Consider the following 11,575-nt stretch of genomic DNA (forward strand, 5'->3'; position numbering starts at 1 on the left):
CGATGCCCGAGGCCTGCTCCTGGCTGGAGGCGCTGATCTCGGCGATGATCTCGGCGGTGTTCTTGACGCTCTCGACGATACCCTCGAGCGTCTTGCTCGATGCGCCCACCAGCTGGGTGCCATCCTGCACCTTCTCCACGCTGTCCTGAATCAGGGTCTTGATCTCCTTGGCGGCAGAAGCGCTGCGCTGCGCGAGGTTCCGCACCTCGGCGGCCACCACGGCGAAACCGCGCCCCTGCTCGCCTGCCCGGGCCGCCTCGATGGCGGCATTCAGGGCGAGCAGGTTGGTCTGGTCCGCGATCTCCTCGATGGTGGCCACGATCTCCCCGATCTGGTCGCTGCGGGCGCCCAGCAGCGAGACGGCCGAGGCGGTCTGGCGCACCTTGTCGGCGATCCGCTCCATCCCCTGCACGGTCCCCGCCACCACGGAGGCTCCCGCGCTGGCGGTGGAGTTCGCCAGTTCGGAGCTGTCGGCCGCCAGCCGGCAGTTGTGGGCGATCTCCCTGGTGGTTTCCGACATCATCTCGCTGGCCACCGCCACCATCTCCGCCTGCTCCACGATCTGCTGCGAGGTGCCGGCCATCTGCTCGGCGTTGCCGTTCAACTGCACGGCCGCCTCGCCGATGGAGCGGGAGCTCGCTGTCACCCGCTCCATGACCTCCTTAAGCTGCTCCACCATGCGGCGCATCTCCCCGTAGATGCCGCGCCGGTTCCGGTCGAAGGAGCAGGAGAGGTCTCCCCGGGCGACCCTGGCGGCGATCTCGGCGAGTTCAGCCGGGTCCGAGCCGATCTGCGCCAAAAGCCGCTTGGCGAAGAAGAGCGAGGCGAGCGAGATGGCGGCGATGGCCGCGACCAGCACGGAGGCGAAGAGCATCAGGTCGCGCTGCATGCGTGCCCGCTGCTCGGCTGCCGCCTTGGCCACCATCGCTTCCAGATCGTCCAGGTAGTTGCCGGTTCCCACCACCCAGTTGAACGGCTTGAAGAGCAGCGAGTAGCCCCGCTTGGGTTGGGGCTTGCTTTCCCCAGCCTTGGGGAACTGGTAGCCGGTGAAGCCGCCGCCGTTCACCCCCGCCTTGATGATCTCCCTGATGAGGTACTTGCCGGCGGCATCCTTAAGGTCGAGGCGGTTGGTCCCCTCCACGGGCTTGCCGAGCAGTACCACGTTCACCCCCTCGGTGGTGTCGGCCCAGAAGTAGCCGGAGCTGCCGTACTTCATGCCGCGCAGCAGTTCCGCCCCCAGCCGCCTCGACTCGGCCGGCGTGAGTTCCCCCTTGAGTTCGCGCTGGTAGACCTGCTCCAGCATGCTGACCGCCGAGGTTACCTCGCTTTTGGCCTGGTTGTCGAAATCGGCGTACAACGCCTGCCGGTAGCTGGCGAGGAAGCGGTCGTAGGAGAGGGTGTGCTGCCTGAACGACAACACCCCGGTGATGACGGCCACCCCCAGGGTCCCGCACAGGATCAGCCCGAGGATCTTCTTCTGGAAAGTTACTGTTTTTTGCACGTGATGGTCTCCCTGCCGGGCATGGCCCGCCCCGGACAGCTCCCTTTTCGGCGAGGCTCATGAGAACTTGAGGCGCGGGCATCCAATCTTGACAACGGGAGGGGCGGAAGTAACCTTAGCGCTATAAAAATGGACGGTTGGAGGCCCTCACCCGGCCTTCGGCCACCCTCTCCCCTAAAGGGGCGAGGAGAGGATCGCTCTCTTGGGGACAGGAAACCGGGAAGATGCTGATAGCTGTAACAGACCGGGCAGCACTACTGGCTGAACGGGGGGGGGATGGCGGAGATCTACGTCAGCACCGATGTCGAGGCGGACGGGCCGATCCCGGGGCCGCACTCGATGCTCAGCCTGGGCTCGGCTGCTTTCCGGGCCGATGGAGCCATGCTCGCCACCTTCTCGGTCAACCTGGAGCTCCTTCCCGGCGCAGAGGGTTTCCCGGAGACCATGAAGTGGTGGGGGCGGCACCCGGAGGCGTGGCAGGCCTGCCGGCAGGATCCGCATCCTCCCGCCGAGGCGATCCCTCGTTACGCGGGGTGGCTGGAGAGCCTGCCCGGCCGGCCGGTCTTCCTCGGTTATCCGGCCGCTTTCGATTTCATGTTCGTCTACTGGTACCTGATCCGCTTTGCCGGCCGCAGCCCCTTCGGTTTTTCGGCGCTGGACATCAAGACCATGGCCATGACCATGCTGGGGCGTGAGTTCCACCACACCAGCAAGAAGCATATGCCGAGGCAGTGGTTCGGTCCCACCCTCCACAGCCACATCGCTTTGCAGGACGCCATCGAACAGGGGGTGCTCTTCTGCAACATGCTCGCTCAATGCAAAAGGTGAAGGGGAGGGAGAAGGAAATTTTTTGGTATACGAAAATAAGGGATTGACAGCAAAAAACAATTTCTCTATAAGTGAATTCAATTTTCAATATCGCCCAGTTTGGGGGCGGTGAAATCAGCAGAAGTGGTCGCATCACACGGTAGTGCGGGGCTGGTATCTCCAGGTCGTTAGTCGTTGATTTTCCCCCAGTGTTTGCTGCTCCTTCCTTTTTTCAGCCTCATCACCTGAAAGCGAATATCAATATCTAGCCCCGACGGGGTTGCGTCAGGAGAGGCGGCTTCCGGCGCCGGTAAGATGAAAATGGATGTCGATGTCGTGGCCGGTCCGAGACCATCCTTCTCTGAACTGTGACTTGAATAAATCGGACTCTTCCTGCATTTAAATCAGTAACCGGACGAAAAGAAGGGAAAGCCCCTAGCGAATATGGAGGATTGGATGCTCAAAGGAGTGGTGATCGCAGTGGCGATGTCGGTGTCGGTGTCGGTGGCGGGGGCGGCCTTCGCCCATGAAGATGTCGACGGCAAGGGAGGCGCCGCCGTCCCTGCAGAAACCCGCAAGGAAAGCCCGCCGGGACTGGAGTCGGTGCCTGGGCCGCCGCCGGTCGAGACCCCGGAGGCGAAGGCCGAGGTCCTCTACCGGCTGGGCATCAACGGTTTTCTGAGAGGGGAGGGCGCGGGCAATTTCAACCTCGGCGATGTCGCCTATCAGCCGCAGCACTCCGAGGGGCGCTTCCTGTACCGGATCAAGCCCTACGGGTTCTGGCATCCGACCGATTACCTGGACCTGCACGTCGAGGGCCAGGCCTACGGCTTCACCGGCGGCGGCAGCGATGACTGGAACATCGGCCTGTACCAGGCCTACGTCGAGGCGAAGCTCCCCGACAGCAAGCTGTTCGCCCTGAAGGGTGGCCGCCAGGAGTTCGTCTACGGCTCCACCTTCATGCTGGGCGCCGATTCCTTCTTCGACGGGCTCACCTTCGACGGCGGCAGGCTCAGGCTGCAGCCCTCCGACTCGGTGACCGTCGACCTTTTGGGCGGCGCCTACGCCTGGCCCTGGGCCGGGACCAAGGGGAACGTCTCCGGCAGCTACGCCACCTGGGCCCTCTCCGAAGGGACGGCGCTGGAAGGGTACTTCCTCCGTGACTCCAGAAAGGCCGGCGGCCAGCCGCAGCAGATCGTCAACAGCTTCGGCCTGCGCGGCACCGCCAAGTTCGGGCCGCTCTCCCTGGAAGTGGAACCGGTCTACCAGACCGGGCAGGTCTTCGACACCGCCAAGGGGGAGAACGACGACGTCTCCGCCTACGGCGGCCATGCCGACTTAACCGGCGAGTTCGAGACGGCAGGCATCCACCACAAGCTGTGGACCGGCTTCGCGATCGGCTCCGGCAGCCGGGCGGCGGCCGACGGCATCTCCGCCAAGCACCAGTTCTCCAATCCCGACAACGACACCGCCCTGGTGGGCGACATGCACGTCTTCGGCGACCTCTCCGGGGGCGACGTCAACGGCCACCGCGCCAGCGGCCTGCAGATCTACACCCTCGGCTGGGGCGTCGACTTCAGCAAGCAGCTGAACCTCTCCGCCACCGGCCACTACTTCCGGGCCGAGGCGGTGGAAACGGGCCTCAGCAAGAACCTCGGCCTGGAGACCGACTTCATCCTGACCTACACCATCTCCGACAACTTCGCGCTGCTTTTGGCGTACGACCACTTCTTCACCGGCGCCTTCTTCAAGGACGCCACCGGCAGCAGCAGCGACATCCACTACGGCTACGCCATGCTGCAGTTCAACCTTGAGAAGTCGAAACTCAAGGCCGCCAAAAAAATCGACAAAGGAGCCTAAAGAGATGATGCCATTGGGACTTTTGAGTGCGGGAGAGACGGGGGAGATCCTGGCCGTACGCACCGCGCAGGCGGTCGGGGGCTCCCGGGAGGAGGGCGGGCGCTGCGACTGCCGGGTCGAGGACCTGGGACTGCGGGTCGGCTGCACCGTCCAGATGCTCAACAACACCGGCGGCCCGGTGCTCTTGAAGGTGGGGGAGGCGAGGCTGGCGGTGGACCGCTGCCTGGCCATGAAGATCATGATCAAAGGGGTGGCGCGATGAATCTGGCGGGACTTAAGCCTGGGCAGAAGGGGAGGATCACCTCCATCGGGTCGGTGGGACCGCTCAAGAGGCGGCTCTTAGACATGGGCGTGCTGGTGGGCGAGGCGGTGAAGGTCGAGAAGGTGGCCCCCATGGGGGACCCGATCGAGGTGCGGATCAAGAGCTACAGCCTCTCGCTCCGTAAGAGCGAGGCCGAGGCGATCGGCGTAGAGGTGGCGGAATGAGCAGTCAAGCTTGTGAAAGGATCGAGGAAAATGAAGTAAGCGGAGCCGTCCGCGGCGTCACCCTGCAGCCGGTGGAGAAGAGGACCATCACCGTCGCGGTGGCCGGTAACCCCAACTGCGGCAAGTCCACCCTCATCAACGCCATCGCCGGCAGCCGGCTGCAGGTGGGCAACTGGGCCGGGGTGACCGTGGAGAAGAAGGAAGCCTCCTTCGAGTTCCGCGGCAACCGGATCAACCTGGTCGACCTCCCCGGCACCTACTCGCTCTCCCCCTACACCCAGGAGGAGATCATCGCCCGCGACTACCTGGTGCACGAGCGCCCCGACCTGATCATCAACGTGGTGGACAGCACCAACCTGGAAAGAAACCTCTACCTGACCGTGCAGATCCTGGAGCTGGGCATCCCGGTGGTGCTCGCCCTGAACATCTTCGACGAGGCGCAGGCCAAGGGCTTCACCATCGACGTTAGTGCCCTGCAGGAGATGCTGGGATTGGTCGCCATCCCCACCTCTGCCATCAAGAAAAGCGGTCTCGACGAGCTCCTGCAGGCGGTGCTCGCCACCGCCCGGGATACCCAAGGCCGGATCCCGCGCGCGCTCAACTACGGGGTCGACATAGAGGCCGCGCTGGAGGCGCTCTCCTCTTCGCTGAAGGGCGGCCACGCCGACCTGCTGCAGAAGTATCCCAAGCGCTGGCTCCTTTTGAAACTCATCGAGCAGGACTCCCATCTCCTTGAGGAGACCGGGTACGCCGACCAGGCTGCCGTCGAGAGCGCGCTGCACCATCTGAAGACCGCCCACGGCGAGGACATCGAGTCGATCCTGGCCGAGGCCCGCTACGGGCTGGCCACCGGCCTCACCCGCGAGGTGCTCACCAGGCCGGAGTTCCGGCAGACCGAGCTCACCGAGAAGATCGACCGCATCGTCTTGAACCGCTTCCTGGGGATCCCCATCTTCTTCGCCGCCATGTGGCTGGTGTTCAAGCTCACCTTCGACCTGTCCAAGCCGTTCGGCGACTGGATCAACGACATGGCGTCGGGCCCGTTCAAGCACTGGGCCATCGCCCTCACCAGCGCCATCGGCGCCCCCGACTGGGTCGCCTCGCTCGCCACCGAAGGGGTGATCTCCGGCGTCGGCTTCGTGCTCGCCTTCGTCCCCGTCATCTTCCTGATGATGTTCTTCATCACCTTCCTGGAGGGGAGCGGCTACATGGCCCGCGCCGCCTTCGTGATGGACCGCGCCATGCACTCCATCGGCCTGCACGGCAAGTCCTTCATCCCGATGCTGCTCGGTTTCGGCTGCAACGTCCCCGGCATCTACGCGACCCGCACCCTGGAGAACCCGCGCGACAAGGCGCTCACCGCCCTGCTCATCCCGCTCATGTCCTGCGGGGCCAGGCTGCCGGTCTACGTGGTATTCGCCGGTGCCTTCTTCGCCGCCAGCTCCGGTACCGTGATCTGGTCGCTCTACGTCCTGGGGATCGTCCTGGCCATCGCCATGGGGATGCTCTTCAAGAAGACCCTCTTCCGCGGCGACGCCCCCATCTTCATCATGGAGCTCCCCCCCTACCGGATGCCGTCCCTGCACAGCCTCTGCCTGCACACCTGGGAGAAAGGGAAGCACTTCCTGGTCAAGGCCGGTACCTACATCTTCGCCGTCTCCATCATCGTCTGGTTCCTGTTGAACCTCCCCTGGGGCGTGCAGCACAAACAGGACTCCTACCTCGGCAAGGCAGGGCAGGTGGTGGCCCCCGCCCTTGCTCCCTTGGGCTTCGGCACCTGGCAGGCGGCCTCCTCGCTGATCACCGGCGTCATCGCCAAGGAGATCGTGGTCGGCACCATGGGCGAGATCTACGCGCCCAAGAAGGAAGAGGAGAAGAAGATCCCCCCCTTCGTCGAGGACCTCAGGGAAGTCGGCTCCTCCTTCGGCAAGGCGGTGAAGGAATCGATCGGCAATGTGACCTCCACCTTCGGCATCTCCAGCCTCGCCCCCGACGAGAAGGAGGACCGCTCCTCCCTGAAGACGGCGCTGCACCAGGACTTCACCCCGCTCAAGGCCTACGCCTTCATGGTCTTCGTGCTGCTGTACATGCCCTGCATGGTGGTCGCCTTCGCCATGCGCCAGGAGTTCGGCTCCTGGAAGTGGTTCGGCGTTGCTTTTGTCTACCAGACGACACTGGCCTGGGGCATGGCCTGCCTGGTCTACCAGGTGGGGTCGCTGCTGGGACTGGGGGTGTAAGATGGGATTCTCGGATTACCTGATCGCGTCCGGACTGCTCGGTTTCTCCTTCTACATCATCTACCACTCCTTCTGGAAGAAGAAGGGGAACTGTCACGGCTGCAGCTGCAGCGGCGGCAGTTGCAGCAGCAAACCGGCGGAGGGTGGCAAGCTCCATTAAGGCGCCTTGACAACCCCTCGTGTGTGCTATCCTTGTGCCTGAAGTGGCGGTCAACCCCACAGCGGCATAAGGAGGTACAGGTATGGATGTCACACCCCGTATCACTCCACAGGAGGCACAGGCACGGGTGCAGTCGGGACAGGCCCTGCTGATCTGCGCCTACGACGACGACGAGAAGTTCAGGGCCCTTCACCTCGACAAGGCACTTTCCCTGCGGCAGTTCAGGGAGGTCGAGCCCACGCTTCCCAAGGACAAGGAACTCGTCTTCTACTGCGCTTGACCGAAGGAAGCCACGTCCGCCAGTTTGGCGGCGCAGTACATCGGCAAGGGTTTCAAAAACGCCAAGGCTCTCGGTGGTGGGGTCGACGGCTGGAAACAGGCCGGGCTGAAAGTCGTGTAGCATCAAGCAGCTGTCAAACCCGGAAGGGGCGGCCCGAAAGCCGCCCCTTCTTTTTTCCCGTCGTCCAGTTCGTCCACCTCATCCACCTCGTCCACTTCGGGAGAGGCACGGCTGCCCCTTTTCAATTTAAGAAACCCTGCAAAAAAACAGGAGCTTGCTGTGTTGGACTTTTTTAAGTTTGGTGGCTGGTGGATTTTGTGATACGAATTTGAAGTGTCCGCAGCATTCCCGTTTCCAGGCGCCACTTTGGCAAATCACAACCTGATCTTGATCTCATTTTTAAAAGGCTAAGTGACATGGTGAATCGGCGATGCAGCACCAGAGATCTGTGGATAGCGGTAACGCTGATCCTGGCGCCGCTGCTTTTTTTGTGCGAGCGCTTCCTCGACCTTCCGGTCGCCCTCTACGTGAAGACCCACCTTTACGGCAACAGGACCTGGTCCACCTTGACCGCCAACCTCCCCGACCTGTTGGCGGTGCTGGTCGTCGTGGTCACCTGCATTGCCTTCACCCTGTACTGGTCCCGGATCAAAAGGGGGATCTATGACCCCCTGACCTCCTTCGCCAGGCTGGTCAGCTGGGCCACGCCGGTCTCCTACCTGGTGAAGAATATGCTGAAGTGGTCGTTTGGAAGGGTGAACACCCGGCTATGGGTCTGCAAGCCCGACCTCTATGGTTTTCACTGGCTCCACGGCAGCAGCGGTTTCGAGGGGTTTCCTTCCGGCCACATGCTGGTTGCCAGCACCATACTGGCCTGCTTCTGGCGATTTTTTCCCGGCAGCCGCACCTTCTGCCTGCTCCTCGCCTTCGTTCTCGGTGTCGCGCTTCTCGCCACCAACTACCATTTTCTGAGCGACGTGATCGCCGGCCTCTACTTTGGCCTGTTGACCGAGGAGATCGCCTTCCACCTCCTGGTCCGGGAGCCCCGGCGGCTCGGCCTCCCCGCGTTTTAGGTCCCTCGCAGCGGTTGGCCCGCCTCCTGCAAGGGCTCTTTTCCCTTGCATCTTCGTGCTAAATCCCTTATATTTCAACAACACATCGCTACACATTTAAAGAAGAAAACATCGGTAGGTGACTTACTTGCGGGAGTCGTAGCACCCGCTTTACACGGCGCAGCGAAGGGTTTAGCCGCAGAGGTTAAACCCTTTTTGTTTCATACAAGTCAGGGAGGTCTAATGGAGAGAAGAGCAGTAGCGGCAGGAGACACGGTCGATTCGCAGTGCACGCGTTGCAAGGCACTGTTGAACCATACGGTGGTAGCCATGGTGGCGGGGCAGGTAGTGAGAGTGAAGTGCAACACCTGCGGCAGCGAGCACAATCATCGTCCTGCCAAGGAAGCGAAGGTCGCCGCACCCAAGGCTGCCAAGGTTGAAAGGGCCCCCAGGGCAGCGAGCAGCAGGGCTGCCAAGGCGCCAGCCATTTCCAACGAGGAGCTCTGGGAGGAGGTGATCCGTCCGTACGATCCTGACCAGGCGGTTTCCTACAGCATGGACGGGAAGTATCGGGTCAACACCCTGCTGACCCATCCCACCTTCGGCATCGGCCTGGTCGCCGCCATCCAGGCAGGCAAGATAGAAGTAGTCTTCAAGGCCGGTCGCAAACTGCTGCGCACGGCGTAGGATTTTCTGCGCCGCCTGAGGCTGCGGCGGGCAAGCTCCTGTCCCTCCCCTTGAAGGGGAGGGAACGCAGGAGGATTTTTCCGGAATAGATGATCTCCCCCATCACGTCCCCCCCTTGATAAAGGGGGGACAGGGGGATTTGCCTTTTTTGCTGCTGACTCCACCCGCCGACGCCAACCGCAGCCCCCCTCCCTGACCCTCCCTTCGGAAGAGGGGACCCTCCGAGTTTACTTCTTCACCCTAAACCCGGCCCTTTCCCAGCCGGACTTCTCGCTCACCGCATCCTTCGGTTTTTCCTTCGTAGCCGGCCTGGGTGCCGCTTTTTCCGGCTCCGCCTGCTTGATGGAGAGCGAGATCCTCTTGCGCTCCGCATCCGCCGAGAGCACCTTCACCTTGACGATCTGCCCGACCTTAACCGCCTCGTTGGGGTCCTTGATGTAGCGGTGGGAGAGCTGGCTCACGTGCACCAGTCCGTCCTGGTGGACGCCGATGTCCACGAAGGCGCCAAAGGCCGCCACGTTGGTCACCACCCCCTGCAGGATCATCCCCTCCTTGAGATCCTCGATGGTGGAGACATCTTCGCGGAAGCTGGCACTCTGGAACTGCTCGCGCGGGTCGCGCCCCGGCTTCTTCAGCTCGGCAAGGATGTCCCGCAAGGTCGGCAGCCCCACCTCGTCGGTCACGTAGCGCTCGATCCTGATGCCGGCGGAGAGCCCGGGCTCCGCGACCAGCTGCGACACGCTCACCTTCAGGTCCGCGGCCATCTTCTCGACCACGTCGTACTTCTCCGGATGCACCGCGGTATTGTCGAGCGGGTTGTCGCCCCCCCTGATTCTCAGAAAACCGGCTGCCTGTTCGAAGGCCTTGGGGCCGAAGCGGGCCACCTTGAGCAGCTCCTGGCGGGTCTTGAAGGCGCCGTTTTCGTCCCGGTGGCGCACGATGGCGCGCCCCTGGTTCTCGGAGATGCCCGCCACGTAGGAGAGCAGGGCCCAGGAGGCGCTGTTCAGGTCTACCCCCACGAAGTTGACGCACGATTCCACCACCGCGTCCAGCGCCTTCTTCAGCAGGGCCTGGTTCACGTCGTGCTGGTACTGGCCGACTCCGATGCTCTTGGGATCGATCTTCACCAGTTCGGCCAGCGGGTCCTGCAAACGGCGGCCGATGGAGATGGCGCCCCGGATGGTGAGGTCGAGCTCCGGGAACTCCTCCCGGGCGATCTCCGAAGCAGAGTAGATGCTGGCCCCGGCCTCGTTCACCATCACCGTCTCCGCTCTTACCCCCGCCTTCTTGAGCGCCTCGCGCACGAAGATCTCCGTCTCGCGACCGCCGGTGCCGTTGCCGATGGCGATCAGGCGGCAGTCGTGCCGCTCCACCAGCTTGACCAGTTCGCCGCCGGCCGCCTCCGCCTTGGCGCCGCCGGTATGCGGGTAGATGGTGGTCTGTTCCAGGAAGCGCCCGGTCTCGCTGAGCGCTGCCAGCTTGCAGCCGGTCCTGAGCCCCGGGTCGATCCCCAGCACGCGTCTGGCGCCGGCCGGGGGGAGGAGCAACAGGTTGCGCAGGTTCTGGGCGAACACCGCGATGGCCGCTTCGTCCGCGCGCGTCTTCGCCTCCAGCCTTAGCTCCACCTCGATGGAGGGGGCGATCAGCCGGTTATAGGCATCGGCGATCACCGTGTGCAGGGTCTCCCTGAAGATGCTGTCCCGCTTGATGACCCTGAGCCTCGTGCGGTCGATGATCTCCTGCTCAGGAGCCAGCAGGGTGAGGCGGAGCACCGACTCCTTCTCGCCGCGCCGCATGGCCAGCATGCGGTGTGAAGGCATGGACTTCATCGGCTCCTGGTAGTCGTAGTACATCTGGTATTTGCCGGCGGCATCGCCCCCTTCGGCCGCCAGCTTGGAGGCGAAGATCCCCTGTTCGCGGGTAAGCTCGCGCACCATGCCGCGCAGGTCGGCGTCCTCGCTGAGCCTCTCGGCCAGGATGTGTCCGGCACCTTCCAGCGCCGCTTCCGCGTCCGGGACCCCCAGCTCGTCATTGACGAAAGATGCGGCCAGATCCGCCGGTGACCCAGCGGTGAGCTCCTGGGCGGCGATCAGTTCCGCGAGCGGCTCCAGCCCGCGCTCGCGCGCGATGGTCGCCTTGGTCCTGCGTTTGGGCTTGTAGGGGAGGTAGAGGTCTTCAAGCTCCGTCTTCTTGCGGCAGGTGTCGATCTTCGCCCGCAGTTCGTCGGTCAGCTTTCCCTGCTCGTCGATGCTTTTCAGCACGGTGAGCTTGCGCTCCGCCAGTTCCCGGTGGTAGGTGAGCAGGTCCTCGATCTCGCGGATCTGCACCTCGTCCAGTTCGCCGGTCTGCTCCTTGCGGTAGCGGGCGATGAAGGGAACCGTGCCCCCCTCGTTCAAAAGAGCCACCGTGGCGAGCACGCCCTTGCGCGGCAGCCCGCTTTCTTCTACAACGATTTCAAAGAGTTCCTGTGTGTCTGTTGCGTGCATGGTCAAAAGTAACCCTCCC

Annotated in this window: 11 protein-coding genes; 9 read left to right on the top strand and 2 right to left on the bottom strand. The window is 63.3% G+C overall.

The annotated features are described in order from the left end of the window. A partial coding sequence (locus VJ604_RS02175) for a methyl-accepting chemotaxis protein (RefSeq protein ID WP_324079746.1) occupies positions 1 to 1,501 on the bottom strand: 1,501 nt, incomplete at its 3' end. A gap of 276 nt (positions 1,502 to 1,777) precedes the next feature. Here VJ604_RS02175 and VJ604_RS02180 point away from each other — a divergent pair. From VJ604_RS02180 to VJ604_RS02220, 9 genes are all read left to right on the top strand, one after another. Continuing rightward, entirely contained in the window at positions 1,778 to 2,329 is a 552-nt protein-coding gene (locus tag VJ604_RS02180; RefSeq protein ID WP_324079747.1) for a 3'-5' exonuclease family protein, read from the top strand. A gap of 435 nt (positions 2,330 to 2,764) precedes the next feature. Continuing rightward, positions 2,765 to 4,168 (top strand): alginate export family protein, encoded by a 1,404-nt coding sequence (locus VJ604_RS02185; protein WP_324079748.1) that lies wholly within the window; start codon positions 2,765 to 2,767, stop codon positions 4,166 to 4,168. Between the two features lie 4 nt (positions 4,169 to 4,172). Continuing rightward, positions 4,173 to 4,430 carry a FeoA family protein gene (locus VJ604_RS02190; protein WP_324079749.1) on the top strand — a complete coding sequence of 86 codons (258 nt, stop codon included), beginning with the start codon at positions 4,173 to 4,175 and terminating at the stop codon, positions 4,428 to 4,430. Beyond that, positions 4,427 to 4,654, top strand: a complete 228-nt coding sequence (locus VJ604_RS02195) for a FeoA family protein (protein WP_324079750.1) — start codon at positions 4,427 to 4,429, stop codon at positions 4,652 to 4,654. The genes VJ604_RS02190 and VJ604_RS02195 overlap by 4 nt, the downstream gene beginning before the upstream one ends. Next, on the top strand, positions 4,651 to 6,891 hold the full coding sequence (gene feoB / locus VJ604_RS02200) for a ferrous iron transport protein B (protein WP_324079751.1): 2,241 nt from the start codon (positions 4,651 to 4,653) through the stop codon (positions 6,889 to 6,891). The genes VJ604_RS02195 and feoB overlap by 4 nt, the downstream gene beginning before the upstream one ends. A 1-nt stretch (position 6,892) precedes the next feature. After that, on the top strand, positions 6,893 to 7,051 hold the full coding sequence (locus tag VJ604_RS02205) for a FeoB-associated Cys-rich membrane protein (protein ID WP_324079752.1): 159 nt from the start codon (positions 6,893 to 6,895) through the stop codon (positions 7,049 to 7,051). An 82-nt stretch (positions 7,052 to 7,133) separates the two neighbouring features. Further along, the gene (locus tag VJ604_RS02210; RefSeq protein ID WP_324079753.1) at positions 7,134 to 7,331 is read left to right on the top strand and encodes a rhodanese-like domain-containing protein; all 198 of its coding nucleotides are present in this window, start codon (positions 7,134 to 7,136) and stop codon (positions 7,329 to 7,331) included. 416 nt (positions 7,332 to 7,747) lie between these two features. Next, positions 7,748 to 8,404 (top strand): phosphatase PAP2 family protein, encoded by a 657-nt coding sequence (locus VJ604_RS02215; RefSeq protein ID WP_324079754.1) that lies wholly within the window; start codon positions 7,748 to 7,750, stop codon positions 8,402 to 8,404. A gap of 222 nt (positions 8,405 to 8,626) precedes the next feature. Then, positions 8,627 to 9,070: a hypothetical protein gene (locus VJ604_RS02220; RefSeq protein ID WP_324079755.1), complete on the top strand. Its 444-nt coding sequence runs from the start codon at positions 8,627 to 8,629 to the stop codon at positions 9,068 to 9,070. A 227-nt stretch (positions 9,071 to 9,297) separates the two neighbouring features. Here VJ604_RS02220 and VJ604_RS02225 read toward each other — a convergent pair whose 3' ends face one another. Continuing rightward, positions 9,298 to 11,556: a Tex family protein gene (locus VJ604_RS02225; protein ID WP_324079756.1), complete on the bottom strand. Its 2,259-nt coding sequence runs from the start codon at positions 11,554 to 11,556 to the stop codon at positions 9,298 to 9,300. Between the last annotated feature and the right edge of the window lie 19 nt (positions 11,557 to 11,575).

The sequence above is a fragment of the Geomonas sp. genome, assembly GCF_035254065.1.
Lineage (GTDB): Bacteria > Desulfobacterota > Desulfuromonadia > Geobacterales > Geobacteraceae > Geomonas.